The organism is Mycolicibacterium novocastrense, assembly GCF_001570485.1.
Lineage (GTDB): Bacteria > Actinomycetota > Actinomycetes > Mycobacteriales > Mycobacteriaceae > Mycobacterium > Mycobacterium novocastrense.
Genome location: NZ_BCTA01000002.1, coordinates 12,641 through 38,307, shown reverse-complemented (window position 1 = coordinate 38,307; position 25,667 = coordinate 12,641). Strand labels below are relative to the sequence as shown.

General features: G+C 67.4%; 22 protein-coding genes and 1 pseudogene. 8 read left to right on the top strand and 15 right to left on the bottom strand.

Translation table 11 applies throughout. From position 1 onward, the window contains the following. Window positions 1–2: 2 nt before the first annotated feature. Genes RMCN_RS00325 through clpS form a run of 5 tightly spaced genes read right to left on the bottom strand, consistent with a single transcriptional unit; the run spans window position 3 to window position 2,721 of the window. A complete protein-coding gene (locus tag RMCN_RS00325) occupies window positions 3–284 on the bottom strand; it encodes a MoaD/ThiS family protein (RefSeq protein ID WP_064412875.1) in 282 nt (93 codons plus the stop codon). 14 nt (window positions 285–298) lie between these two features. Then, the gene (locus RMCN_RS00320) at window positions 299–739 is read right to left on the bottom strand and encodes a M67 family metallopeptidase (RefSeq protein ID WP_263987533.1); all 441 of its coding nucleotides are present in this window, start codon (window positions 737–739) and stop codon (window positions 299–301) included. Between the two features lie 59 nt (window positions 740–798). Continuing rightward, window positions 799–1,818, bottom strand: coding sequence for a P1 family peptidase (locus tag RMCN_RS00315; RefSeq protein ID WP_067386424.1), 1,020 nt, complete (start codon window positions 1,816–1,818; stop codon window positions 799–801). Further along, window positions 1,815–2,399, bottom strand: a complete 585-nt coding sequence (gene aosR / locus RMCN_RS00310; protein WP_067386422.1) for an oxidative stress transcriptional regulator AosR — start codon at window positions 2,397–2,399, stop codon at window positions 1,815–1,817. Before aosR ends, RMCN_RS00315 begins: the two co-directional genes overlap by 4 nt. Window positions 2,400–2,406: 7 nt before the next feature. After that, window positions 2,407–2,721 (bottom strand): ATP-dependent Clp protease adapter ClpS, encoded by a 315-nt coding sequence (gene clpS / locus RMCN_RS00305; RefSeq protein WP_064405504.1) that lies wholly within the window; start codon window positions 2,719–2,721, stop codon window positions 2,407–2,409. 103 nt (window positions 2,722–2,824) lie between these two features. On the opposite strand from clpS, the gene RMCN_RS00300 reads away from it, so the two are divergent. The 3 genes from RMCN_RS00300 (at window position 2,825) to RMCN_RS00290 (ending at window position 7,574) form a co-directional block, all read left to right on the top strand. After that, window positions 2,825–4,084, top strand: coding sequence for a nicotinate phosphoribosyltransferase (locus RMCN_RS00300; protein ID WP_234787531.1), 1,260 nt, complete (start codon window positions 2,825–2,827; stop codon window positions 4,082–4,084). Further along, on the top strand, window positions 4,085–6,067 hold the full coding sequence (locus tag RMCN_RS00295) for an ATP-dependent DNA helicase (RefSeq protein WP_067386418.1): 1,983 nt from the start codon (window positions 4,085–4,087) through the stop codon (window positions 6,065–6,067). A 67-nt stretch (window positions 6,068–6,134) separates the two neighbouring features. Beyond that, a complete protein-coding gene (locus RMCN_RS00290; RefSeq protein WP_067386416.1) occupies window positions 6,135–7,574 on the top strand; it encodes a neutral zinc metallopeptidase in 1,440 nt (479 codons plus the stop codon). 7 nt (window positions 7,575–7,581) lie between these two features. Here RMCN_RS00290 and RMCN_RS00285 read toward each other — a convergent pair. The 3 genes and pseudogenes from RMCN_RS00285 to glgP all read right to left on the bottom strand — a co-directional run bounded on the left by RMCN_RS00285 (window position 7,582) and on the right by glgP (window position 11,893). Continuing rightward, a pseudogene (locus RMCN_RS00285) lies at window positions 7,582–8,318 on the bottom strand (MspA family porin). Window positions 8,319–8,423: 105 nt separating this feature from the next. Then, entirely contained in the window at window positions 8,424–9,272 is an 849-nt protein-coding gene (locus RMCN_RS00280) for a virginiamycin B lyase family protein (protein WP_067386414.1), read from the bottom strand. Then, complete coding sequence (gene glgP, locus RMCN_RS00275; RefSeq protein ID WP_067386412.1) at window positions 9,269–11,893, bottom strand: alpha-glucan family phosphorylase; 2,625 nt, start codon at window positions 11,891–11,893, stop codon at window positions 9,269–9,271. The genes RMCN_RS00280 and glgP overlap by 4 nt, the downstream gene beginning before the upstream one ends. 231 nt (window positions 11,894–12,124) lie before the next feature. Here glgP and RMCN_RS00270 point away from each other — a divergent pair, with 231 nt between their 5' ends. Both RMCN_RS00270 and glgB read left to right on the top strand, forming a co-directional pair. Beyond that, entirely contained in the window at window positions 12,125–14,209 is a 2,085-nt protein-coding gene (locus tag RMCN_RS00270) for an alpha-1,4-glucan--maltose-1-phosphate maltosyltransferase (RefSeq protein WP_067386409.1), read from the top strand. 4 nt (window positions 14,210–14,213) lie between these two features. Beyond that, window positions 14,214–16,427, top strand: coding sequence for a 1,4-alpha-glucan branching protein GlgB (gene glgB, locus RMCN_RS00265; RefSeq protein ID WP_067386407.1), 2,214 nt, complete (start codon window positions 14,214–14,216; stop codon window positions 16,425–16,427). 90 nt (window positions 16,428–16,517) lie between these two features. Here the strand turns inward: glgB and RMCN_RS00260 are convergent, their stop codons facing one another. From RMCN_RS00260 to RMCN_RS00250, 3 genes are read right to left on the bottom strand one after another with little or no spacing between them, the layout of a single operon-like run. Next, complete coding sequence (locus RMCN_RS00260; RefSeq protein ID WP_201028777.1) at window positions 16,518–17,411, bottom strand: tetratricopeptide repeat protein; 894 nt, start codon at window positions 17,409–17,411, stop codon at window positions 16,518–16,520. Between the two features lie 13 nt (window positions 17,412–17,424). Beyond that, complete coding sequence (locus RMCN_RS00255; protein ID WP_067386403.1) at window positions 17,425–17,808, bottom strand: DUF3817 domain-containing protein; 384 nt, start codon at window positions 17,806–17,808, stop codon at window positions 17,425–17,427. A 44-nt stretch (window positions 17,809–17,852) separates the two neighbouring features. Then, window positions 17,853–19,034 carry an acetyl-CoA C-acetyltransferase gene (locus RMCN_RS00250; protein ID WP_067386400.1) on the bottom strand — a complete coding sequence of 394 codons (1,182 nt, stop codon included), beginning with the start codon at window positions 19,032–19,034 and terminating at the stop codon, window positions 17,853–17,855. 83 nt (window positions 19,035–19,117) lie between these two features. On the opposite strand from RMCN_RS00250, the gene mce reads away from it, so the two are divergent. After that, window positions 19,118–19,591 carry a methylmalonyl-CoA epimerase gene (gene mce, locus RMCN_RS00245; RefSeq protein WP_064412961.1) on the top strand — a complete coding sequence of 158 codons (474 nt, stop codon included), beginning with the start codon at window positions 19,118–19,120 and terminating at the stop codon, window positions 19,589–19,591. A gap of 9 nt (window positions 19,592–19,600) precedes the next feature. Here the strand turns inward: mce and RMCN_RS31310 are convergent, their stop codons facing one another. Then, window positions 19,601–19,897 (bottom strand): Rv1322 family protein, encoded by a 297-nt coding sequence (locus RMCN_RS31310; protein ID WP_084376999.1) that lies wholly within the window; start codon window positions 19,895–19,897, stop codon window positions 19,601–19,603. Then, a complete protein-coding gene (nucS, locus tag RMCN_RS00235; RefSeq protein WP_067386398.1) occupies window positions 19,897–20,568 on the bottom strand; it encodes an endonuclease NucS in 672 nt (223 codons plus the stop codon). The genes RMCN_RS31310 and nucS overlap by 1 nt, the downstream gene beginning before the upstream one ends. A gap of 45 nt (window positions 20,569–20,613) precedes the next feature. On the opposite strand from nucS, the gene RMCN_RS00230 reads away from it, so the two are divergent. After that, the gene (locus RMCN_RS00230) at window positions 20,614–22,215 is read left to right on the top strand and encodes an adenylate/guanylate cyclase domain-containing protein (protein ID WP_067386396.1); all 1,602 of its coding nucleotides are present in this window, start codon (window positions 20,614–20,616) and stop codon (window positions 22,213–22,215) included. On the opposite strand, the gene glsA is transcribed toward RMCN_RS00230, so the two are convergent. Further along, a complete protein-coding gene (glsA, locus tag RMCN_RS00225) occupies window positions 22,204–23,496 on the bottom strand; it encodes a glutaminase A (protein ID WP_067386391.1) in 1,293 nt (430 codons plus the stop codon). The genes RMCN_RS00230 and glsA overlap by 12 nt on opposite strands. Before the next feature lie 9 nt (window positions 23,497–23,505). Further along, window positions 23,506–24,939 carry a carotenoid oxygenase family protein gene (locus tag RMCN_RS00220; RefSeq protein ID WP_067386389.1) on the bottom strand — a complete coding sequence of 478 codons (1,434 nt, stop codon included), beginning with the start codon at window positions 24,937–24,939 and terminating at the stop codon, window positions 23,506–23,508. Between the two features lie 64 nt (window positions 24,940–25,003). Between RMCN_RS00220 and RMCN_RS00215 the strand changes: the two genes are divergently transcribed. After that, window positions 25,004–25,660 (top strand): TetR/AcrR family transcriptional regulator, encoded by a 657-nt coding sequence (locus RMCN_RS00215; protein ID WP_234787525.1) that lies wholly within the window; start codon window positions 25,004–25,006, stop codon window positions 25,658–25,660. The last annotated feature ends 7 nt before the right edge of the window (window positions 25,661–25,667 follow it).

Sequence of the window (25,667 nt, the reverse complement as noted above, 5' to 3'; positions counted from 1 at the left end):
CGCTACCCTCCAGCCACTGCGGGCAGGATCGTCACCGAATCGCCGTCGGCAACCGTGGTGTCGAGCCCGCCCGAGAACCGCACGTCCTCGTCGTTGACGTAGATGTTGACGAACCGGTTCAGCTTGCCGGGGTTGTCCTTGTCCATCAGGCGCTCCGAGATGCCGTTGTAGTTGGCCTCCAGGTCGCTGATCACCGCCGCGAGGGTGTCGCCGGATGCGGTGACGCGTTTCTCCCCTCCGGTGTGGGTGCGCAGGATGGTCGGGATGGACACTGAAACGGACATGCGAAGGGCTCCTTTTAAGTCTGGTACTGCTCGACGATCTTGACGGGTTCCTCGGTGACGACACCGTCGACGATGCGGTAGCTCCGCAGTTCGTGCTCCCCGGGGTCGCGGGTCGACACCAGCACGTAGTGGGCGTCGGGTTCCTGGGCCAATGAGATGTCGGTGCGGCTGGGATAGGCCTCCGTCGCGGTGTGGGAGTGGTAGATCACGACCGGGACCTCGTCGGCGTCGTCCATTTCCCGCCACACCCGCAGCTGCTCCATCGAGTCGAACCGGTAGAACGTCGGCGACCGCTCGGCGTTGGTCATCGCGATGAAGCGCTCCGGCCGGTCCGAGCCTTCGGGTCCCGCGATCACTCCGCAGGCCTCGTCGGGATGGTCGGCGCGGGCGTGGGCGACCATGGCGTCGACCAGATCCGCTCGGATCACCAACACAGCAGCTACCCCTTTCTGCACGAAACTGTATTCCAGCAGCGAAAAATCGAGTAAACGGCTGCTGGAACGCAGTTTCGCGGTTACTCGAACGCTCCAGGCAACATGTCGCGGTACGCCGGTATTCCGGCCACCGACTCGGCGGCCAGCACCCCGACCATCACCGCGCGGGCCAGACAGTCCGCCGCAGCGGCGCCCACCTGCGTGATCAGCGGCATCTCGGGCGTCATCGACGCCGGCGTGGTGGGATCGAGCGGCACCTCCACGGCGCCGGTGGCCAGAGCGAACACCGTGTCGCCGTCGTGCGGCGTGTGGCACGGCCGGATGGTGCGCGCCAACCCGTCGTGTGCGGCGACGGCCACCCGGCGGCAGGCCGCGGGGCTCATCGCGGCATCGGTGGCCACCACCGCGATCGTCGTGTTGAGCGGGCTGAATTCCCGATGACGGTCGGCGTAGGCCGCGATCTGGTCGGCCGGCGGCGGGATCAACCCGAACTCCTCGATCTGGTACGCCAGCCAGGGCAGACCGGTCGCCGTGTCGAACACCTCGCCCGCGGAGTTCACGATCACCAGGGCGCCCACCGTGACGCCGCAGTCCAGTTGCATCGACGCCGTGCCGACCCCGCCCTTGAGCACCCCGGCGCGCGCTCCCGTGCCCGCTCCCACGGTGCCGATCGCCACCTCGGTCCCCGCGGCTGCAGCCGCGGCGTAGCCGAACTCGGCGGTCGGCCTGCACTGCCAACCGCCGACCGGAAGGTCGAACACCACCGCGGCGGGCACGATCGGCACCACGCCGCCGTCCAGCGCGACGCCGCGGCCCTGCTCCTCGAGGTACCGCATCACCCCATCGGCGGTTGCCAGCCCGTAGGCGCTGCCGCCGCTCAAGACCACGGCGTCGACGTGCTGAACGGAATTGATCGGGTCCAGCAGGTCGGTCTCCCGTGTCCCGGGGGCCCCGCCCCTGCCGTCGACACCGCCCACGGTTCCCGGCGGCGTCAACACGACCGTGGTGCCGCTGGCCCAGCCCGATCCCAACGTCACGTCCGCATCCAGCCGATGGTGTTGTCCCACCCGGATACCGGCCACATCGGTGATCGAACTCATCTCGACTTACCCATCAGCCCCAGCACCAGGTACTCCTGCAGCACGGTCAACCACTGGTAGACGTCGAGGTGTCCGGCCATCGGATGGTCGGGCGGCAGTTCGTCGGGCCCGTCCGGTGAGATCGCGAGCATGGTGCCCAGCGCCAAGCGCATGTCGTTGACGGCGGCGGCCCAGGCGTGCGCATCGTCCTCGCTCAGCTCGAACTTGCCGCCCTGCGCCGGCATGGTGTCCAGAAGTGTCTGCGCCGCTTCACGTTTCGCATCGATGATGTCGGGCTCATGCAGGCCGCGCAGCGCGCTGTTGAGGCTCTCGGTGGCGCTGGAGCCGGCGGGGTGCTCTGTCTGCGGCCGGTAGAAGTCCGGCAGCAGGCGTTTCATCGTGTCGTCTTCAGGTGGCGTCGAATTGCCGGTCCGCATCCCGGTGATCGCTTCGAGTTCATCTGCGGGCGCAGATGATTCGCGCTCCTCCAATATGCCAACCACCGAGGTGGCCAGGCTTCGCAACAGGGCGGCCTCGTGCGGTGCAATGGCCGACCGGAAGCGCGCTCCATCGGCAGTCTCCACCCGCTTCCACTTACGCACGTGTCTGTCAGCGGTCCTGCTGCATGGTGGCCCACAGCCCGGCGGCGTGGAGCTTGGTCACGTCGATCTCCATCGCCTCGCGGCTGCCCGCCGACACCACCGCCTTGCCCTCGTTGTGCACCTGGAGCATCAATTTGGTCGCGTGCGCCTCGGGGTAGCCGAACAGCTTCTGGAAGACGTAGGTCACATAGGTCATCAGGTTCACCGGGTCGTCCCACACGATGGTCACCCAGGGTGTGTCGACGGCGGCGTCTTCCGTCGCGACGGACTTGGCGCCCCGCTCTTCGCGAGTCCCCGGTCGAGCCTTCGCCGGCGTAACCATGTCGTTCAGGATAGCCAACGCATAACCGGCACTTCGAGCTACTACGGTGACACCTGTGACCGCCGCATCCCCGGCCCTGCTCACCGACAAGTATGAGCTGACGATGCTCGCGGCCGCGCTGCGCGACGGCACCGCGCACCGACGCACCACGTTCGAGATCTTCGCGCGCCGACTGCCCGAAGGACGCCGCTATGGGGTGGTGGCCGGCACCGCACGGTTTGTGGATGCTTTGGCGCAGTTCGAATTCGACGACGAGGCGCTGTCGTCGCTCGCGGATTTCCTCGACGCCGAAACGCTCGCGTACCTCGCCGACTACCGGTTCGCAGGCGATGTCGACGGATACCCCGAGGGCGAGCTCTACTTCCCGGGTTCACCGGTGCTCTCGGTGCACGGCACGTTCGGCGAATGTGTAGTACTCGAAACCCTGGCGTTGTCGATCTTCAACCACGACACCGCGATCGCATCCGCGGCCGCCCGCATGGTCAGCGCGGCCGAAGGGCGACCCCTGATCGAGATGGGCTCGCGACGCACCCACGAGCACGCCGCAGTCGCCGCCGCTCGTGCCGCTTACCTGGCCGGCTTCTCCGGGTCGTCCAATCTGGCGGCGCAGCGCGACTACGGGGTTCCGGCGCTGGGCACCAGCGCGCACGCGTTCACCCTGCTCCACACCACCCACGACGGCCCCGACGAGCGCGCGGCGTTCCGGGCGCAGGTCGAGGTGCTCGGGGTGAGCACCACGCTGCTGGTGGACACCTACGACATCACCGCGGGCGTGGCGACGGCCGTGGAGGTCGCCGGTCCGGAACTCGGTGCGGTGCGCATCGATTCCGGAGACCTCGGGGTGCTCGCGCGCCAAGTGCGCGCTCAACTCGACGACCTCGGCGCCACCGGCACGAAGATCGTCGTCTCCGGCGATCTCGACGAGTTCGCGATCGCCGCGCTGCGCGCCGAACCGGTCGACACCTACGGCGTCGGCACGTCCCTGGTCACCGGTTCCGGTGCCCCGACCGCCGGGATGGTCTACAAGCTGACCGAAGTGGACGGGCTCCCGGTGGAGAAACGCAGCAGCCACAAGCAATCCCACGGCGGACGTAAGCAGGCGATGCGGGTGGCCAAGACGACCGGCACGATCGTCGAAGAGGTCGTCTTCCCCTTCGAGCGCCCGCCCACTGATCCCACCGGCTTCACCGCGCGGGTTCTGACCGTTCCACTGGTACAGCAGGGCGAACCGGTCGCCGATCTGGGCCTCGATGCGGCCCGCGCCCGGGTCAGGGACGGCCTGACGAGCCTTCCGTGGGACGGGTTGAAACTGTCCCGCGGCGAACCCGCCGTGCCGACGCGGCTGATTCCTCCCGGCGCGTAGGTGGTCACCACGTCGGACACGCCGGACATCACCCAGCTGCTGGCCACCGCCGTGGCTGCCCTCGGCGGCCGCGAACGCGCGGGCCAGGTTGAAATGGCCAAGGCCGTCACCCATGCCTTCGACACCGGTGAGCACCTCGCCGTCCAAGCCGGGACGGGCACCGGCAAGTCGCTGGCTTACCTCGTGCCGGCACTCGCACGTGCCGTCGACGCCGACGAACCCGTCGTGGTGTCGACGGCGACCATCGCGCTGCAGCGCCAACTCGTCGACCGCGACCTTCCGCGGCTGGCGGAATCACTGGCCGACACGCTACCGCGCGCACCCGAGTTCGCCCTGTTGAAAGGCCGGGGAAATTACCTGTGCCTGAACAAGATTCACAACGGTGCAGCGACCGAACCCGACGACCGCTCCCAGCAAGATCTGTTCGAACCGGTTGCGACCAGTGCCCTGGGTCGAGACGTGAAGCGGCTCATCGCGTGGTCGTCGGACACCGACACCGGCGACCGTGACGAGCTGACCCCGGGCGTCCCGGACCGGTCCTGGTCACAGGTCAGCGTGTCGGCGCGCGAATGCATCGGGGTGGCCCGATGCCCGTTCGGCACCGACTGTTTCGCCGAGAAGGCCAGAAGTCGCGCCGGCAGTGCAGATGTCGTCGTCACCAACCATGCGCTGCTGGCCATCGACGCGATCTCCGACGCCGCCGTACTCCCCGAACACCACCTGCTCGTCGTGGACGAGGCGCACGAGTTGGTCGACCGCGTGACCTCGGTGGCCACCGGCGAGCTGTCCGCGACATCGCTCGGCATCGCCCACCGCAGGGCCGCTCGGCTGGTCGACCAGGAACTGGCGCAACGGCTGGAAGCCGCGACGGCGACGCTGTCGTCGGCCATCCACGACACGGAACCGGGTCGCATCGACGTCCTCGACGACGAATTGGCGACCTACCTCACCGCGGTGCGCGACGCCGCGTTCCGGGCCCGGTCGGCGATCGACACCGCACCCAGCGACCCGGCGGCCGCATCCGCGCGCACCGAAGCCGTCACCGCGTTGACCGATATCGGTGACACCGCCTCGCGAGTCCTCGACTCCTTCCTGCCTGCCATCCCCGACCGCACGGACGTGGTGTGGATCGAACGCGAGGACACGCGCGGATCGGTGCGGACGATACTGCGCGTCGCTCCGCTTTCGGTGTCGGGTCTGTTGCGCACCAGGCTTTTTGAGCACACCACAACCGTTCTGACGTCGGCGACGCTGACGATCGGCGGCACGTTCGACGCGATGGCTTCGGCGTGGGGGCTGACAGGCGGGGAGACTGAGTGGAAGGGTATCGACGTCGGATCCCCCTTCGAGCACGCGAAGTCCGGCATCCTGTATGTCGCAGCGCATCTGCCGCCGCCGGGACGTGACGGCACAGGATCCGCGGAACAACTCGACGAGATCGCCGCGCTGATCACCGCGGCGGGCGGCCGAACGCTCGGGCTGTTCTCCTCGATGCGTGCGGCCAAGGCGGCCGCCGAAATCATGCGGGAACGACTGCACACCCCGGTGCTGTGCCAGGGCGAGGACACCACGTCGGCGTTGGTGAAGCGGTTCGCCGACGATGCCGAGACGTCGCTGTTCGGCACGCTGTCGCTGTGGCAGGGCGTCGACGTGCCCGGCCCGTCATTGTCACTGGTGCTCATCGACCGGATTCCGTTCCCGCGTCCCGACGATCCGTTACTGACGGCCCGGCAACGGGCGGTGGCCGCCCGAGGCGGGAACGGTTTCATGGCCGTTGCCGCCAGCCACGCGGCACTGCTGTTGGCCCAGGGGGCGGGTCGGCTGCTGCGCACCGTCGACGACCGCGGCGTGGTCGCCGTGCTGGACTCGCGAATGGCCACCGCCCGCTACGGCGGATTCCTGCGAGCGTCCCTGCCGCCGTTCTGGGCGACCACCGACTCCGAGCGCGTGCGCCAGGCGCTCGAACGTCTCCGCGCACGGTGATTGTTTTCTATTCTGACAACGGTTCAGTGCGCGCCCTGCGGCCGCCTCGACGCGAAAGGCGGCGTCCATGACTCGGCGACACCTGGTCGGCGCCGTGACCGCGTTGTCGGCGGTGCTCGTCGTCACCGGATGCACCACCACGCTGCGAGGCGAACCCGTGTCGGTGTTCAACGATCCGTTCCGTGTCGCGGGCATGCCGGCGACCGACGGACCCACCGGTCTGCGACCGGACGCGCGCGGTCCGGCCCGAGCGGTGGTGGGCACCGACGGGAGCGACTCCGACGAACTGGCCCGCCAGGCGATCAGCGACATCGAGGAGTTCTGGGAAGGCGCCTACGGCACCGCCTTCGACGGCCGGTTCGAGCCGGTCGACCGCGTCTATTCCTGGGACGCCAACGGATTCGACAGCACCGGGTTCTGTGACACCGACACCTACGGACTGGTCAACGCCGGCTACTGCACCACCGACAACACCATCGGATGGGATCGCGGCGAGCTTCTGCCCAGCCTTCGCCAGGAGTTCGGAGACATGGGTGTGACGATGGTGCTCGCCCACGAATACGGTCACGCCGTGCAGAGGCAGGCCGGCCTGGTCGACGACGAAACCCCGACGCTGGTATCCGAACAGCAGGCCGACTGCCTCGCGGGCGCCTACATGCGCTGGGTCGCGGAAGACAACTCGCCGCGATTCACGCTGTCGACCGGCGAAGGACTCAACAACGTGTTGGCGTCCGTCATCGCGTTCCGGGATCCGTTGTTGAGCGAGGACGACCCGGAAGTCGGTGTCGACGAACACGGTTCGGCGTTCGAGCGCCTATCGGCCTTCCAGTTCGGCTTCACCGATGGCCCGTCGGCCTGCGCGGCCATCGACCTACGCGAGATCGGCCAACGCCGGGGCGATCTGCCGGTGCTCCTGGAAGAGGACGAGACAGGTGAATGGCCCGTCTCCGAAGAGTCGGTGCGTGCCGTCATGGACGCGATGAACATCCTCTTCACACCTGCCAACCCGCCACAGCTGAGCTTCGACCCCCCGCAGTGCACGAACGCGCGGCCGAGTCCGCCGGTGTCCTACTGCCCGGCGACCAACACGATCGCCGTCGACCTCGATGAGCTGGCGGTGATGGGCGCTCAGCCCGACATCGAGGACCCGGTCAGCCTGGCCACCGGTGACAACACCGCCTATTCGGTGCTGGTGTCGCGGTACATGCAGGCGATCCAGAACGAGCACGGCCGCGTCGCGCTCGACAACGCCGAGGCCGCGCTGCGCACCGCCTGCCTGACCGGAGTGGCGACCACCAAGCTCTCCAAAAGCGTGACCACCCCCGACGGCAACACCGTGGCGCTGACGGCGGGCGACGTCGACGAAGCCGTGTCGGGCATCCTGATGAACGGCCTGGTGGCCAGCGACGTCAACGGCGAATCGGTGCCTTCCGGCTTCTCGCGCATCGACGCGTTCCGCGTCGGCGTCCTCGGCGACACCGAACGCTGCTTCAGACGCTTCGACTGAACGCGGCTCAGATCTTCTTGGTCACGCCGTACCAGGCGACGATCGCCTCCGACTGGTCCGTCGTGTGGCTGAGGTAGGCATACGAGCGGATGAAGGACTCACCGACGCAGCCGTCGATCTTGACCCGGAAGTTGCTCACCATCACCCACGGCTCCGCGCCGGTGAACTTCTTCTTCGTCACCGGGACCACGTTGACCAGGCCCGGTTTGAGGCCGACGGTGATACCGCCGCCGACATTGCCGCCGAGCTCGGCAGGATTCCGAAATCCTCTCCACCACCGACGACGGTGAGCCCCAGGAGTCCGATGGACGGGTTCATGCCCGCCGTGCCGGTCAGGGAGACGCCGTTCGAGGTACTCATGTCGATGCCGCAGCCGATCTCGTAACCGACTTCGAGGCTGCCCTCCGGCGCTTCACCATCGCCCGGGCCGATCAGCCGTCCCTTGTAGGTGCCGCCGACGACGTATTCACGCGACGACAGTGCAGTCGTCAGCGGGGGTGTCGGCGCTTGGGTCTCCTTCTCGGCGCCCATCTCCAGACGCCAACCATCGGGGGTCTCGGTCACCGCGGGCGGGGTGGATTCGACGGCGCCGTCCGGAGGCGGCGGAGGAGGTGGAGGCGCCCCTTCGGCGGGCACCTCGGCCACGACCGGGTCGGCCTCCGGATCGGCCGACGCGGATGCGGCGCCCAAGCTGCCGAGTACCCCCGCGACCGCGATCACGGTGATGCCTCGCTGCAGCACAATCCCAATCGTCACTGGCCACCCTCCGTCGTTAGCAACGCTTCGGAACCTACCGCGCCCGCCGTGTGCCGCGTGCGGATGCTCCCAGAATCGTTGCGATTGCCCCGCTCAGGTGGGCATTCGCAGGACGTGGCCCGATTCCAGGGCGACCCAGACGGCGCCTTCGGCGTCGACCGCGAGGCCATGCGGTTCACTACCCGGCGGGAGGTCGATCGTCACGATGTCACCGTCACCGCTGACGCGGGCAAGCTGGCTCGAACCCCACAGCGTCACCCAGACGCCGTCGCTGGGATCGGCGATCACCGCGTGCGGCTTGCCGGGCAGTTCGATCTCCTGGATGGCGTCGTCGATCGGTATCCGGCCGAGACGTTCGGCGAGGATCTCGGTGAACCACAGCGCATCGTCGTGGGTTGCGGTGATACCGACGGGACCCGAAGCGGCGGTGGGTGTTTCGCGAACGGTCAGGTCGCCGGCCAGCGTAAGACGGCCCACGGCGCTCGCCTGATTCAGCGTGAACCACAGCGCGCCGTCGGGGCCGGTGACGATCATCGAGGGCGCACCGCCTACCGGATGGGTCTCCGTCACTTCACCGTCCACCGACATCCGGGCGACCACGCCGGAGCCCATGGCCGTGAACCACAGCGCCCCATCGGGGCCGGCCGTGATGCCGTACGGAGCGCTTCCGGCAGGCAGTTCGAATGCGCTCACTTCGCCGGCGGTGGTGATGCGGCCGATGTGGTCGTCGCCGTTGCGGGTGAACCACAACGCCCCATCGGGTCCGACGGTGATGATCGAGGGCCGACAGTCCGGTGCCACGGGATGAACCGCAACCTCACCGCTGTCGGTCACCCGCGCGATCGCGCCGTCGTGCACGAGGGTCACCCAGAGCGCCGCGTCCGGACCCGCCGCGATCCCGTAGGGCCCGCCGTCGAGCGCGACCTTTCGAGCGGGTGTCACGCGAGCGTGACGAGGCCGAGCTCGTTGTCGCCCGCCAACAGCGGGTGGTGCGGCAACACGCGCACCGTGTAGCCCACCGGCCCCGCGACGGGCAACGGTGCGGTCGCGGAGAAGACTTCCCTGCCCGCGTCGGCGCTTCCTGTGTGCACCATCGGCACCGTGACCGGTTCGACGAGTTGATCGCTCGTGTCGACGCGGCCCAGCACCGCTTGCACGGCAACCTCTTCGGGCCGCAGACCCGCCAGGTACACGGTGGCGGTCAGCGTGAGCTCCGAACCAAGCAGCGGGGTGTCCGGCAGACCGTAGCTGTCGACGTCGGTGATCTGGATCTTGGGCCACGATTCCTGGGCACGCAGCCGGTAGTTGGCCAGATCCCTTGCGGCGCCGAACGGTTCACCGTCACCGCCGGGCTCGACGGTCCGCCGCAGCGAGTGCGCCGCCGGTGCGTAGTACTTCTCGGTGTAGTCGCGCACCATGCGCGACGCAAGCACCTTGGGCCCCAACACGATCAGCGTGTGCCGCACCATCTCCACCCACCGCGCCGGGACACCGCGCTCGTCGCGGTCGTAGAACTTCGGCGCCACCGAGGTCTCCAGCAGGTCATACAGGGCGGCCGCCTCGAGGTCGTCACGCCGGTTCTCGTCGGCCAGACCGTCGGCGGTCGGGATCTCCCACCCATTCTCGCCGTCGTACCACTCGTCCCACCACCCGTCGCGGATGGACAGATTCAGCCCGCCGTTGAGTGCGCTCTTCATGCCCGACGTGCCGCACGCTTCCAGCGGCCGCAGCGGATTGTTCAGCCACACGTCGCATCCCCAGTACAGCTGGCGGGCCATCGACATGTCGTAATCGGGCAGAAAGGCGATTCGGTGCCGTACCTCGGGCCGGTCGGCGAACTTGACCACCTGCTGGATCAGGGCCTTGCCGCCGTCGTCGGCCGGATGGGACTTACCCGCGACGATGAGCTGGATCGGCCTTTCGTCGTTGAGCAGCAGCCGCTCCAACCGTTCGGGGTCACGCAGCATCAACGTCAGGCGCTTGTAGGTCGGCACCCGCCGCGCGAACCCGATGGTCAGCACGGCGGGGTCGAAAGCCGTTGCGATCCAACCCAGCTCGGCTTCCGCCGCGCCGCGTTCCAGATAGGATCTACGCAGCCTCGCGCGCACGTCCTCGACGAGTTGCTCGCGCAGCTGCGAGCGGATCCACCACAGGTGGCCGGTGTCGACCTGCTGCAGGCGGCCCCACACCGCGGGTTCGCGCGCGCTGGTGAGGTCCTCGCTGCCGAGAAGTTCGCGGCCGAGTTCCATCCACTGTGGCGCCGCCCAGGTGGGCGCGTGCACACCGTTGGTGATCGACCCGATCGGCACCTCGCCGGGATCGAAGCCCGGCCACAGCTCGTTGAACATGTGCCTGCTGACGTTGCCGTGCAGCATCGAGACGCCGTTGGCGCGCTGCGCCAGGCGCAGACCCATGTGGGCCATGTTGAACTTGGTCGGGTCGTCCTCTTCTCCGAACGCGATGATGCGATCGAGCGGAAGGCCGGGCAGCAGCCGCGACATCGCGCCCGATGGACCGTCGGCAAAACCGCCGAAGTACCGCCGCACCATCTCCACAAGAAATCGGTCGATACCCGCGGGAACCGGGGTGTGCGTGGTGAACACCGTCGAAGACCGCACCACCGTCAGCGCGGTGTCGAAGTCGAGCCCGGCGTCGATGAGTTCCCGGATGCGCTCGACACCGAGGAAGCCGGCATGTCCCTCGTTCATGTGGAACACCTCGGGCGAGGGTCTGCCCTCCAGTTCGATGAAAGCGCGGATCGCCCGCACCCCACCGATACCGGCGAGGATCTCCTGCTTGATCCGGTGCTCCTGATCCCCGCCGTAGAGTCGGTCGGTCACGCCACGCAGATCGTGGTCGTTTTCTGGGACGTCGGAATCCAGTAGCAGCAACGGGATTCGGCCCACCTGGGCGATCCAGACCCGCGCCTGCAGCCGGGCGTCATAGCCGTTCTCGCTGGGCATCGCGACCGAGACGAGCACCTGTTGCCCGTCATGGTCGGTGAGCAGCCGAAGCGGCAGGCCCTGCGGGTCCAGCGCCGGATAGCTCTCATGCTGCCAGCCGTCGGCGGTCAGCGACTGCCGGAAGTAACCCGAGCGGTAGAGCAGCCCGACGGCGATCAACGGCAGGCCCAGATCCGACGCCGCCTTGAGGTGGTCACCGGCGAGGATGCCGAGACCGCCCGAGTAGTTCGGGAGGGACTCGGCCACCCCGAACTCCATCGAGAAGTACGCGATCCCGTTGGGCAACTGGGCGCCGTGCTCGACCTCCTGCTGGTACCACAGCGGCCGGTTGAGGTAGTCGTCGAGATCGGCGGCCAGCCCGTCGAGGCGGCGCAGGAACTCCTCGTCGCCGGCCAGGGCGTCCAGGCGCTGCGGGCTGACCTGCCCCAGCAGGCCCACAGGATCACAGCCGACCCGCTTCCACAGCTCGGGTTCGATCGTCTCGAACAGATCCTGCGTCGGCCGATCCCAGGACCAGCGCAGGTTGATCGACAACCGTTCGAGCGCGGCCAGGCGGTCGGGCAGATGCGCTCGGACGGTGAACCTTCTCAGCGCTTTCATCGGGCTATCACGCGAGACAACATTACTGACAATCCGGCGGCTCGCAGGGCGCTGGTCGAACTGCTTGGCCCGCTTCGGGTTGGGCTGCGCACTAACGTGGGTATAGGGCGCGACGAGGCTTATTCATCGTGACTGTGAACGCGACCAAGACGACGCAGCGGTCCCGTCGGCGGTGCCGCCGGAGCACCTCGGTGGCCGCGCCAGAAGAAGGACCAGAAGAAGGAGTGGTAGGTGGCCGGTCGAATCGAGATCGATGACGTCGCGCCTGTCGTCTCCGGGGGGCGGTACCCAGCCAAGGCGGTCGTCGGAGAGATCGTTCCGGTCGCGGCCACCGTGTGGCGAGAGGGCCACGACGCGGTCGCGGCCACCTTGGTGGTGCGCTATCGCGGCACGGCATATCCCCAGCTTGCTGACGATCCGCCGGGGCTGGTATCCGCCGAAGCGGTGCCGATCGAGACCGTGCTCGGCACGACGCCGCGCAAAAAGCCTCAGCATCTGCCCATGTCGACCGGGCGGACTCCCGATGTCTTCCACGGTGTGTTCACCCCCGACTGCGCCGGGCTGTGGACGTTTCGGGTGGACGGCTGGGGCGATCCGGTGGCGACCTGGCGTAAGAGCGTGACCGCCAAGCTCGACGCCGGTCAGAGCGAATCGGAACTGTCGAACGACCTGTTGATCGGAGCCAGTCTGCTGGAACGCGCCTCGACCGGTGTGCCGCGTCAGCATCGCTATCCGCTCATCGAGGCCGCGGCGCGGCTGCGCCAACCCGGCGACCCGTTCGCCCGCGCCGGCGCCGCGCTGGCACCGGAGGTCACCCGTCTGCTCGATGAGTATCCGCTGCGTGAGTTGGTGACCCGCGGCAAGCAGTACGGCGTCTGGGTCGACCGCCCCGAGGCGCGGTTCAGCGCCTGGTACGAATTCTTCCCCCGTTCGACCGGCGGCTGGGACGCCAAGGGCAACCCGGTGCACGGCACCTTCGCGACCGCCACCAAGGCGCTGCCCCGCATCGCCCGGATGGGCTTCGACGTCGTTTACCTTCCCCCGATCCATCCGATCGGCAAGGTGCACCGCAAGGGCCGCAACAACAGCGTCACCGCCGCGCCCGACGACGTCGGCTCGCCGTGGGCGATCGGCAGCGACGAGGGTGGCCACGACGCGGTCCATCCAGACCTGGGCACGATCGACGACTTCGACGACTTCGTCGCCGCGGCGCGCGACGACGGTATGGAGGTGGCGCTCGATCTCGCGTTGCAGTGCGCCCCCGACCATCCGTGGGCCAGGGAACATCCCGAGTGGTTCACCGTGCTGCCCGACGGCACCATCGCCTACGCGGAGAACCCGCCGAAGAAGTACCAGGACATCTACCCGCTGAACTTCGACAACGACCCGGCCGGGCTCTACGAAGAGGTGCTGCGGGTGGTTCGACACTGGATCTCGCACGGCGTCAAGATCTTCCGGGTCGACAACCCCCACACCAAGCCGCCGAACTTCTGGGCCTGGCTGATCGGCCGGGTGAAGAACGAGCACCCCGATGTGCTGTTTCTCTCAGAGGCGTTCACCCGTCCCGCGCGGCTGTACGGACTGGCCAAACTCGGTTTCACGCAGTCGTATTCATACTTCACCTGGCGCACCGCGAAGTGGGAGCTCACCGAGTTCGGCCAACAGATCGCCGAGCACGCCGACTACGCCTGCCCGAACCTGTTCGTCAACACCCCCGACATCCTGCATGAAAGCCTGCAGCACGGGGGCCCTGGAATGTTCGCGATCCGCGCGGTGCTGGCGTCGACGATGAGTTCGGCGTGGGGTGTGTACTCCGGATTCGAACTCTACGAACACCGCGCCGTCCGGGAAGGCAGCGAGGAGTACCTCAACTCCGAGAAGTACGAGTTGCGGCCCCGTGACTACGACGCAGCGCTGGCCGACGGTGAATCGCTGGAGCCGTTCATCACCCGGCTCAACGAGATCCGCCGACTGCATCCCGCGCTACATCAGTTGCGCACCATCACGTTCCACCACGTCGACAACGACGCACTGCTGGCCTACAGCAAGTTCGATCCCACCACGGGAGATCAGGTTCTGGTGGTGGTCACGCTCAACCCGTTCGGACCCGAAGAGGCCACGTTGTGGCTGGACATGCCCGCTCTCGGAATGGAGCCCTACGACCGGTTCTGGGTCCGCGACGAGATCACCGGCGACGAATACCAATGGGGGCAGTCCAATTACGTCCGCCTTGACCCGGTGCGCGCGGTGGCACATGTGTTGAACATGCCGCAGGTGCCCGCCGACCAACGACTCAATCTGCTGCGTAGGGAGTGACAACATGACGCAGACCAAACAAGCGAGCAGCCCACATCTGCGGCCGCACACCGCCGACCTCAACCGGTTGCTGGCCGGCGAGCACCACGACCCGCATTCGGTGCTCGGTGCGCACGAGTACGACGACCACACCGTGATCCGCGCCTACCGACCCCATGCCGTCGAGGTGGTCGCGGTCATCGGCGGGGAGCGGTATGCGTTCCAGCACATCGAATCCGGGCTCTTCGCGGTGGCACTGCCGTTCACCGGGCTGGCCGACTACCGACTCGAGGTGCACTACACGGGGGGCGACGGGTCGACCCAGGTGCACACGGTGGCCGACGCGTACCGATTCCTGCCGACGCTCGGCGAGATGGATCTGCACCTGTTCTCCGAGGGCCGCCACGAGCGGCTGTGGGAGATCCTGGGCGCGCATCCCCGCCGCTACACCACCCCCGACGGTGTCGTCGACGGTGTCTCGTTTGCGGTGTGGGCCCCGAATGCCAAGGGCGTCGCCCTGATCGGCGAGTTCAACCATTGGGACGGCAATGAAGCCCAGCTTCGCGTGCTCGGTTCGACCGGCGTGTGGGAGGTGTTCTGGCCGGGCTTCGAGATCGGCGGGTTGTACAAGTTCCGTATCCACGGCGCCGACGGTTCGGTCAGCGAGCGCGCCGACCCGATGGCGTTCGCCACCGAGGTGCCGCCGAAGACCGCCTCGAAGGTGACCCAGAGCGATTACACGTGGGCGGACGACGAGTGGATGACGCGCCGCGCGGCCCAGAACCCGGTGTTCGAGCCGATGAGCACCCTCGAGGTGCATCTGATGTCGTGGCGCCCGGGTCTGAGCTATCGCGCACTGGCAACCCAGCTCACCGACTACGTCGTCGAGAACGGTTTCACCCATGTCGAGTTGATGCCCGTGGCCGAGCATCCGTTCGGCGGTTCCTGGGGCTACCAGGTGACCTCGTACTACGCACCGACGTCGCGCCTGGGCTCCCCCGACGAGTTCCGCCATCTGGTCGACACCCTTCACCAGGCCGGCATCGGTGTGATCATGGACTGGGTGCCCGCCCACTTCCCGAAGGACGCGTGGGCGCTCGGACGTTTCGACGGCACCGCGCTCTACGAGCACTCCGACCCCCGCCGCGGTGAACAATTGGATTGGGGCACTTACGTCTTCGACTTCGGCCGGGCCGAGGTGCGCAACTTCCTGGTGGCCAATGCGTTGTACTGGCTGCAGGAGTACCACATCGACGGCCTTCGGGTGGATGCGGTCGCCTCGATGCTCTACCTCGACTACTCCCGACCCGAAGGCGGTTGGACCCCGAACATCTACGGCGGTCGCGAGAACCTCGAGGCCGTGCAGTTCCTGCAGGAGATGAACGCGACCGTGCACAAGGCCGCCCCGGGCATCGTCACGGTCGCCGAGGAATCCACGTCCTGGCCGGGGGTGACGAGGCCGACGAACCTTGGCGGCCTTGGCTTTTCGATGAAGTGGAACATGGGCTGGATGAACGACACGCTGGAGTTCATCAAACGCGATCCGATCCACCGCAGCTACCACCACCACGAGATCACGTTCTCGATGCTCTACGCGTTCAGCGAGAACTACGTGCTGCCGATCAGCCACGACGAGGTCGTGCACGGCAAGGGCACACTGTGGGGCCGGATGCCGGGCAACGACCACAACAAGGCCGCGGGGCTGCGTAGCCTGTTGGCCTACCAGTGGGCGCATCCCGGCAAGCAGTTGCTGTTCATGGGCCAGGAGTTCGGCCAGCGTGCCGAATGGTCCGAGGAGCGCGGCGTCGACTGGTACCAGCTCGATGAGAACAGCTTCTCGACGGGCATCCAGCGCATGGTGCACGACATGAACACCGTCTACCGCACCAGGCGGGCCCTGTGGTCCCAAGACACCCGCCCGGAGGGCTACAGCTGGATTGACGCCAACGATTCGGCGAACAACGTGCTGAGCTTCCTGCGCTACGGCGACGACGGCTCCGTGCTTGCGTGTGTGTTCAACTTCTCCGGCGCCGAGCACACCCGCTATCGCCTAGGGCTGCCGCACGCAGGCACCTGGCGCGAGGTGCTCAACACCGACGCCGACATCTACAACGGGTCGGGCATCGGCAACTACGGTGCGGTCGAGGCAACCGACGAGCCGTGGCACGGGCGTCCGGCGTCGGCGGTCATGGTGCTGCCACCGCTGTCGGCGCTGTGGTTCGAGTACGAGCCCGCCTGATGTGCCGGGGCGCTCTAGTGTGCGCTCAGATCGTCGTTTCGGCCGGATTCGGGGCGATTGTCGATCTGTGCGCACACTAGAGCCGGGCGCCTAGTACAGCGCGTTGGCCAACTTGCGCCGGCCCGCGATGACCTCGGGGTCGGCCGGATCGAACAGATCGAACAGCTCGATGAGGCGAGTACGCACGGTGGTGCGATCGTCGCCCGACGTCCGCTTGACGAGATCGATGAGCCGGTCAAAGGCCGCGGCGACGTTCTGCTGAAGGACCTCGACGTCGGCGGCGGCGAACGCCAGCTCGATATCGCCGCGGTCCGCGTCGGCGGCGGCGATCGCGTCGGGCGTCCGGGAAGTGGCGCGCTGCAGGAAATCGATTTGGCGCACGGCGCCCTTGGCCTCGGCGTGACCGGGGTTGGCGTCGAGGATCGCCTGGTATGCGGTGCGCGCGGCGTCGAAGTCGCCGGCGTCCAGGTGCGAACGCGCCTGCGCGAGCTCGGGATCGACCTGTTCGGGCTCCCCCTCCTCAGCACCGCCGGGCAACTTGCCCGCGACCGCGTTCAGCAGCGAATCGATCCACCGGCGCAACTGCTCGGGGGGCTGCATGCCCTGGAAACTCGACAGGGGTTGGCCGGCGGCCAGCGCGACCACGGTCGGGATCGCCTGCACACCGAACATCTGCGCGACACGGGGCACGACGTCGACGTTGACCGTGGCCAACGACCACTTACCGCCGTCGGCTGCGGCCAGTTGGCCGAGGGCATCGCCCAATTGGACGCTGGCGTCGCTGCGCGGTGACCAGAGCAGCACCACGACGGGAACCTGGCTGGACCGGACCAGCACCTCGGCTTCGAGGTTCGCCTCGGTGACTTCGACTCCACCGGACGGGGCCGACGATTCGCCGTCGCCGGTCGAGGGGCGCTGCTTGAGGGCGGACAGATCAACCGCACCGGCCATCGAGGCCGCGATGGAAGGGCGTGGACGACTCACGCCCATAAGTTTGTCACGTCGTTTCGGCAACCGGCTGCCCCGGTTGCGCGATGGGCGCGACGACGGACTCCGCTCCCAACCGGCCGGTGCGCTCCACCCATATGAGGAAGACCACGCTGCCGAGCGGCACGATGCTCGCAACGATCCCCAGCAACCACGTACCGGTCCCCCACCTGAACATCACGGCCGCCAGCAGCCCCAGTGCGACGAACGCCACGAAGACGGCGCCGTGGGCGGGCCCGAAGACCTTGACGCCGATCTCGGTGCGCGGGGCGCCGAGGTACTTGAAGTACATCCCGATCAGCAGTCCGACCCAGCTCACCGCCTCGAGCAGGGCGACGAAACGAAACCATCCCGAGACGGTGCGCTGGTTCAGCAGGCGAGTCATGGCCGCCATTGTGCCCGAAACACGCGTCGATTACTACACGCCGTCGTAGACCCTCAGCGCGCGCGCAGGATCAGTGCATCACCCTGACCGCCCGCACCGCACAGCGCCGCCACCGCGTAACCGGAACCACCCTTGGCCAGCTCGAGTGCGGCGTGCAGCGTGATGCGGGCGCCCGACATCCCGATCGGGTGTCCGATGGCGATCGCACCGCCGTTGACGTTGACCTTGTCCGGATCGACTCCGAGTTCCTTCGTCGAGGCCAGCGCGACCGCGGAGAACGCCTCGTTGATCTCGATGACGTCGAGCTGATCGACCGAAATGCCCTCGCGCGCAACCGCCTTCTTGATGGCGTTGGCCGGTTGCGACTGCAGCGTGGAGTCCGGGCCGGCGACGACACCGTGCGCGCCGATCTCACACAGCCACGACAGCCCTAGTTCCTCGGCCTTGGCCTTGTTCATCACGACGACGGCGCACGCACCGTCGGAGATCTGCGAGGCCGACCCGGCGGTGATGGTCCCGTCCTTGCGGAATGCCGGCTTCAGACCGGCCAGCGATTCGACGGTGGTGTTGGCGCGGATGCCTTCGTCCTCGGAGAACTCCAGGGGGTCGCCCTTGCGCTGCGGGATCTGCACCGGCACCACCTCATCGGCGTAGACGCCGTCTTTCCAAGCAGCAGCGGCCTTCTGGTGGGAACGGGCCGCGAACTCGTCCTGCTCGGCGCGGGTGAACTGGTCGACCTCGTTGCGCTGCTCGGTGAGCGCGCCCATCGGCTGGTCGGTGAACACGTCGTGCAGACCGTCGTAGGCCATGTGGTCGAGCACGGTGACGTCGCCGTATTTGTAACCCGCCCGACTGTTCATCAGCAGGTGCGGCGCCTGGGTCATCGATTCCTGGCCGCCGGCCACGACGACGTCGAACTCGCCCGCGCGGATCAACTGGTCGGCCAGCGCGATCGCGTCGATACCCGACAGGCACATCTTGTTGATGGTCAGCGAGGGCACGTCCCAGCCGATGCCCGCCGCGACGGCCGCCTGCCGGGCTGGCATCTGCCCGGCGCCCGCGGTGAGGACCTGGCCCATGATCACGTACTCGACGGCGGAGGCGGGGACCTTGGCCTTCTCCAGCGCCCCCTTGATCGCGATCGCGCCGAGATCGCTGCCGGAGAAGTCCTTCAGCGAGCCCATCAGCTTGCCGACGGGTGTACGGGCCCCGGCAACGATCACCGACGTGGTCATTTACTACCTCCAAAAAGTGGGTATAGCGATGTGTGTTCCATGACACATTCCGCAAACATCTGTCTCAAGGTTACCGTTACGTTATGACCACCGAACACGTAGACGCACGTCCAGCGCTCGCCAGCGCACTCGTGACGGCGATCGATCACGTGGGGATCGCCGTTCCGGACCTCGACGCCGCGATCAAGTGGTACCACGATCACCTCGGCATGATCGTCCTTCACGAGGAGATCAACGAGGACCAGGGTGTGCGCGAGGCGATGCTCTCGGTGCGTGGCGCCCCGGTCGGCAGCGCGCAGATTCAGTTGATGGCGCCGCTGGACGAGACCTCGACCATCGCCAAGTTCATCGACAAGCGCGGCCCGGGTCTTCAGCAACTGGCCTACCGCGTCAGCGACATCGACGCGCTCAGCGAGCGCCTGCGCGCCGACGGCGTTCGGCTGCTCTACGACGCCCCACGTCGCGGCACCGCGAACTCGCGGATCAACTTCATTCATCCCAAGGACGCCGGCGGGGTCCTCGTCGAGCTCGTCGAGCCGGCCTCCGACAAGCACTGACGGCGGTCACTAGGACCACCTGCGGGTCGGTCCGCGCGTGGCGCGGTGCGTCCAGCACGGCGTGTGCCAGTGCCGACGGTCCTCGGCCGCCCGCTCCCCCATATCGGCCGGAAGCACCACGACATGTGCTGTCCCGGGCCGGATTTCGTGATCACACCCCGGACACCGGTACGTCTTGGTGGCACGCGCGGCGGCTATCGGACGCACCTCGTAGTCGTAGCCGTCGGGCCCCGTCTCGACACGGCGGGACGAAGACAGCGGCGGTGGCGGACGCTCGGAACGCCGACGAGACCGCTTGCGGGCCATCAGAACAGCCGGAACTCGTCGCTGTCCATACCGCGCATCTTGTCGTAGTCCAACGTGACGCAGCGGATACCGCGGTCGGTGGCCAGCGTGCGGGCCTGCGGCTTGATCTGCTGTGCGGCGAAGACGCCGGCGACCGGGGCCAACAGGCTGTCGCGGTTGAGCAGTTCGAGATAGCGGGTGAGCTGCTCGACCCCGTCGATCTCGCCGCGGCGTTTGATCTCGACCGCGACCGAACCGCCGTTCGGGTCGCGACACAGCAGGTCGACCGGGCCGATCGCGGTCATGTACTCGCGCCGCACCAACGTGTAACCCGCGCCCAGCAATTCGACATGCTCGGCCAGCAGCTCCTGCAGATGGGCCTCGACACCGTCCTTGACCAGGCCGGGATCGACGCCGAGTTCGTGGCTCGAGTCGTGTTCGATGTCTTCGACGGTGATCCGCAGCTGCTCACCGGCCTTGTTCTCGACCACCCACACGGGCGTCGGGCCGGAGGTGTCCTCGGTGAGGCGACACGGCGGGGTCATCCAGTTCAGCGGTTTGTAGGCACGGTCGTCGGCGTGCACGCTCACCGAACCATCCGCCTTGATCAGCAGCAGCCGCCGCGCCGAAGGCAGGTGTGCGGTCAGGCGTCCGACGTAGTCGACAGTGCACTGGGCGATCACGAGACGCACCCGACCACCTTAGGCGGCCGCCCGGCGATTTAGGCTGAGGGGACGATGACCGCCAACAGGAGCGTCGCACATCGGCTGGGTCGCGTCCTGGAGACGGTGACCCGCCAGAGTGGGCGGTTGGGCACCCCCGAATACGGATCGTGGTTACTCGGAAAGCCCCAGGAGAGTCAGGCGCGCCGACGCGTCCGCATCCAGGTGATCCTGACGTTCTTCATACTGTTCACCAACATCCTCGGCATCGCGGTCTCGCTGCTGCTCAACGGGGTCGCCATCCCGGTTCCCAGCGTCTTCACCGACGCACCGGCCTGGCTGACCTGGGGCGTGGTTCCGGCCTACATGGTGGTCGCGCTCATCTTTGGCACGACCTGGATCACGTCGCGCACCGTTGGCTCGCTGCGGTGGGCGATCGAGGAGCGGGCACCCACCCGCGAGGACCAGCGAAACGTGTTCCTGGCGCCGTGGCGGGTGGCCAAGAAGCTTCTCCTGCTGTGGGGCATCGGCACGGTGCTGCTGACCGTGCTGTACGGCATGCAGGACCCGGCGTTCATTCCGCGGTTCCTGCTCGCGGTGGGCTTTCCCGGCATCGTGGTGGCGACCGCCTGCTACATGATCACCGAGTTCGCGCTGCGCCCGATCGCCGCTCAAGCACTCGAGGCCGGTCGCCCGCCGCGGCGGTTGGCGCACGGTGTCATGGGGCGAACGATGACGGTCTGGCTGCTCAGTTCCGGGGTGCCGGTGCTGGGCATCCTTCTACTTGCGGTGTTCGCCCTGGCGCTGCGGAACCTCACCGCCACCCAATTCGCGGTGGCCGTGATGATCATCGCGGTGATCGCCCTCGCCTTCGGGCTCACCCTGATGTGGCTGCTGTCGTGGCTCATCGCCACCCCGGTACGCGTCGTGCGAACGGCTCTCAAGCACGTCGAGGAGGGCGACCTGGACTGCAATCTCGTCGTTTTCGACGGCACCGAACTCGGCGAGCTACAGCGGGGGTTCAACTCGATGGTGCAGGGGCTCAAGGAACGCGAGCGCCTGCGGGACATCTTCGGACGCCATGTCGGCCGGGAGGTCGCCGCCGAGGCGGAGAAGCAGCGACCCAAGCTCGGCGGCGAGGAACGTCACGTCGCAGTGATCTTCGTCGACATCATCGGGTCGACGAAGCTGGTCACGGCCAAGCGCGCGACCGAGGTCGTCGACCTCCTCAACCGGTTCTTCGCCGTGGTCGTCGAGGAGGTGGATCGTCACCACGGCTTCGTCAACAAGTTCGAGGGCGACGGCGCACTCGCGGTGTTCGGGGCGCCGGTGCGCCTGGAGAACCCGGAGGATTCGGCGCTGGCCGCCGCGAGGGCGATCGCGCGGCGCATCCACGAGGAGGTGCCCGAGTTCGACGCCGGCATCGGGGTGGCCGCCGGCGAGGCGGTGGCCGGCAATGTCGGCGCCCGGGAACGTTTCGAGTACACCGTCATCGGCGAGCCCGTCAACGAGGCGGCACGGCTGTGCGAACTGGCCAAGGAGACTCCCGGACACATTCTCGCCAGCGCCGACGCGCTGCGCGGCGCTAGCGAAACCGAGTGTGCCCACTGGCGATTGGGTGATGAGGTGACGTTGCGGGGGCACGACGAGCCGACGAGGTTGGCCCTACCCGCCTGAATCACCCGAGCCGAGGTGCGCCGTAGCGCTCAGCGCATCCTCGAGTGTGCCGTACACCCTGGCATCGAAGCCCGCGGTGTGGCTCGCCGTCAGGACCCGGTCGGGGTCGACCACGTAGCCCTCCTTGCCGGCCGCGACGAGCGATTCGCGCATGCCCGCGAACATGCGGCGCGCCGCGTCGTCGATGTCGTCGACCCGTGACAGTTCCAGAATCGCGACGTCGAATGCGTCGCGCTCGCGATAGACCCTGCGCAGCACCTGCTCGGCACCGGCGAACAACAGGTCGCCGTGCAGTTCGAAAACCCGCACACCCGGTTCGACGTCGTACGCGTTGCGGATCGTGGACCGGGATTCCCGGGTGTGCGCGAGGAAGTGCAGGCCGAGCTCCGCAGACATGCTGCGACACACTTCGGTCCCTCGCACGCTGTTGCCTTTGGCGTCCAACCGCGGTGAGTAGACACCGATTCCGAGCTGCCCGGGCAGCACGGCCGCGATGCCGCCGCCGACACCGCTCTTGGCGGGCATGCCGACGGCACTCGCCCAATCCCCTGCCGCGTCGTACATCCCGCACGTGACCATCACGCTCAGCGTGCGTTGCACGACCGCCGCACTGGCCACACGCCGCCCAGCCACCGGCTCGACGCCACCGCGGGCGAGCGTGGCGGCCATGACGGCCAGATCGCTGCTCGTCACCTTGATCGAGCACTGCCGGAAGTAGACGTCGAGAGTCTCGTCGGGATCGCCGTCGAGTACGCCGAAGCTCTGCAGCATGTAGGCGATCGCGCGGTTGCGACTACCGGTGGCCTGCTCTGAACCGTAGACGTCGTGATCGATTGCGAGCTCGCGGCCCGCAAAAGCCGAATAGAACTCGTGAATCTGGTTGAACCGCTCGTCGGCCGTGGCGCCGGGTATCAGCGAGGCGGCGGCGATCGCACCGGCGTTGATCATCGGATTCTTCGGCGTTTTGGTGGTTTCGTCGACGCTGATCTGGTTGAACGCCTCGCCGGAGGGTTCAACGCCGATCTTGGCGTCGACGGCGTCCATGCCCATGCGCTCGAGCGCGAGCGCGTAGGTGAACGGCTTCGATATCGACTGGATGGTGAACTCGATTGCCGTGTCACCGGATTCATAGACATAGCCATCGGCCATCGACAACGACAGGCCGAATCCCTTCGGGTCCACGCGTCTCAGCTCGGGGATGTAGTCGGCCAGCGCCCCTTCGTCGTTGTCGGCATGGCGCTCCCGAATCTGGTCCAGGAGCGACTGCACCAGTTCGGCCATGGCGCAATCCTAGGCCGGTACCCAGTTTCCGTGGAACCCCGCGGGAACGCGGTGCGGTAGCCGGATGGTCGCGACGTCTTCCAAGGTCTGCGCATCGAGTAGTGCCAGCTCACTGCGGTCGGTCCGGCGGTCGTAGACATAGCCCATCAACACGCCGTCGTCCTCGGCCGCGTCCGGTGACGAGGGCTCGAAGACGAACTCCCCGAGCACTTTTCCGTCACCGAACGACCGCGATTGGGTTCTGCCGCCGACGAGATCGTGCTTGAGCAGGACGTCGGCGGCCTCGCCCTCGCCGACGCTGGGCGCATACCCGTAGCGGTGCCGCCTGCCGACGCGGCGTTCGTCGACACGGGGAAACTCCTGACCGCGATCGTCGATGCGCGATTCGCGGACCTTCCCGTCGGCGAGGTCGACCGTCCAGCGGTCGAGCGTCGGGGGCCCCTCGTCGGGTCCAAGCTGGTTGGTGTCGAACATCTTCGGGTGACGCACCACGTCGAGCACGATGGTGTCGCCGTCGTCGTAGGCGTTCATCGGATGGAACACGTAGCAGGGCTCGACGTCGAACCAGCGCACATCGGCATTGCCGCCCTCGCGTGGCATCACGCCGACCCGCGCCGGATACCGAGGGTTCCACGAGTACGGGAACCGGCGATCGGTTGTCTGACCCCGCGGTTGCCGCGCGCTGATCGGGTCGGGAATGCGTACCCGGCCGATGAGAGCCGACAACACCAGCCGGGACACGGAACGAAGACCGCGCGGAACCGTCATCTGGACCGCCATACCGGTGTCGAACGTCACCGGCAGGTCGTAGAACACGACGTGGTTCTCGGTCAGCGAGAAGTCGTGCATCATCGGGCTTCCCGCCACCTCGATGTCGACCGTGCGCCGCGCGCGCCCGTCGGCATCGATCACCGAGTACTGCACCGTGTTGCCGCGGTACATGCTGTAGGAGACGGCGTGCAACTCACCGCTGTCCGGGTCGCGCTTGGGATGGGCGGTGTAGCCACCGGTCAGCGTCCCGTCGAAATCACAGGCACCGACGGTGTCGAGCTCGTCGGTGAGTTCGACGTTGGTGACGCCGGACTCGATCAGCGCGATCGTCTTACCGGCATGTCCGATGACGTTGGTGTTGGCGCCGATTCCCGAGATCGGAAAGTGCCCCTTTGGCGGCTGCTCTCCCAGAGCCCGCGCGGTCTGCGGACCTCGGACCCACCGGTTGCGATACCACTCCGCCCTGCCGTCGCGAATCCGGATCCCGTGCACCATCCCGTCTCCGATGAACCAGTGGTACAGCTGGGGGTCGAGCTCTCCGATCGGGTTCGGGCCGTTGCGCAGATAACGGCCGTCGAGGTGCTCGGGAATCGTCCCGGTGACGTCGAGGTCGGTCAGCGTGTGCTCGTCGTGGATCGGCGCGAAGGCGCCTTCGAGGTAACGGTTCGTCATCGGACATCCCTATAACAGTGTTATGACCCCCTCTGTATAACACCGTTATGGCACTATGGCAAGGGTGAGCACCGCTCGGGAACAGCTGGTCGAGGCCGGCATCCGCATCCTCGAGCGCGACGGCCTGGCCGCGCTAAGCGCGCGCAACCTCGCCGCCGAGACCGGAACATCGACGATGGCGGTGTACACCCACTTCGGGGGCATGTCGGGTTTGATCGACGCGATCGCCGGCGAGTCGTTCCTCCGCTTCACGCGGGCCCTGACCCAGGTCACACCGACCGAGGACCCGGTCGCCGACTTCTTCGTGATGGGCGCGCGCTACCGCCAATTCGCGCTGCAGAACCCGCAGCGCTACCAGATGATGTTCGGCACCGCGGCCGAGTCATTGAACAGGTACCACGCCGATCTCACCGCCACCGGCAGCGCCAGCGCCCGAAGCGAGTGGGCCGCGTCGTTCGACGCACTGCTGACCGGCGTGCGTCGGATGATCGCGGCCGGGCGCATCCGCGACGACGGGGAGGCGGCCGTCGCGGGGCGGCTGTGGAGCATCAGCCACGGTGCGGTGCTGCTGGAGGTCGCCGGGTTCTTCGGGCACGAGGGCCATGGCCTGACTCAGATACTCGGACCGTTGATCGTCGACACCCTGGTCGGAATGGGCGACGAGCGCGACCGCACGATGCAGTCGCTGACGACCGCCATGACGACCCTGTCCGGACCGTAGGCGCTCA

Bases quoted from the DNA above. Each gene is read 5' to 3' on its own strand.
- RMCN_RS00230 (WP_067386396.1), top strand. From the start codon at position 20,614: ATGACCGCCAACAGGAGCGTCGCACATCGGCTGGGTCGCGTCCTGGAG.
- RMCN_RS00300 (WP_234787531.1), top strand. From the start codon at position 2,825: ATGCTCGCGGCCGCGCTGCGCGACGGCACCGCGCACCGACGCACCACG.
- RMCN_RS00250 (WP_067386400.1), bottom strand. From the start codon at position 19,034: ATGACCACGTCGGTGATCGTTGCCGGGGCCCGTACACCCGTCGGCAAG.
- RMCN_RS00255 (WP_067386403.1), bottom strand. From the start codon at position 17,808: ATGGCGGCCATGACTCGCCTGCTGAACCAGCGCACCGTCTCGGGATGG.
- RMCN_RS31310 (WP_084376999.1), bottom strand. From the start codon at position 19,897: ATGGCCCGCAAGCGGTCTCGTCGGCGTTCCGAGCGTCCGCCACCGCCG.
- RMCN_RS00315 (WP_067386424.1), bottom strand. From the start codon at position 1,818: ATGAGTTCGATCACCGATGTGGCCGGTATCCGGGTGGGACAACACCAT.
- glgP (WP_067386412.1), bottom strand. From the start codon at position 11,893: ATGAAAGCGCTGAGAAGGTTCACCGTCCGAGCGCATCTGCCCGACCGC.
- mce (WP_064412961.1), top strand. From the start codon at position 19,118: ATGACCACCGAACACGTAGACGCACGTCCAGCGCTCGCCAGCGCACTC.
- RMCN_RS00325 (WP_064412875.1), bottom strand. From the start codon at position 284: ATGTCCGTTTCAGTGTCCATCCCGACCATCCTGCGCACCCACACCGGA.
- RMCN_RS00220 (WP_067386389.1), bottom strand. From the start codon at position 24,939: ATGACGAACCGTTACCTCGAAGGCGCCTTCGCGCCGATCCACGACGAG.
- glgB (WP_067386407.1), top strand. From the start codon at position 14,214: ATGACGCAGACCAAACAAGCGAGCAGCCCACATCTGCGGCCGCACACC.
- glsA (WP_067386391.1), bottom strand. From the start codon at position 23,496: ATGGCCGAACTGGTGCAGTCGCTCCTGGACCAGATTCGGGAGCGCCAT.
- RMCN_RS00290 (WP_067386416.1), top strand. From the start codon at position 6,135: ATGACTCGGCGACACCTGGTCGGCGCCGTGACCGCGTTGTCGGCGGTG.
- clpS (WP_064405504.1), bottom strand. From the start codon at position 2,721: ATGGTTACGCCGGCGAAGGCTCGACCGGGGACTCGCGAAGAGCGGGGC.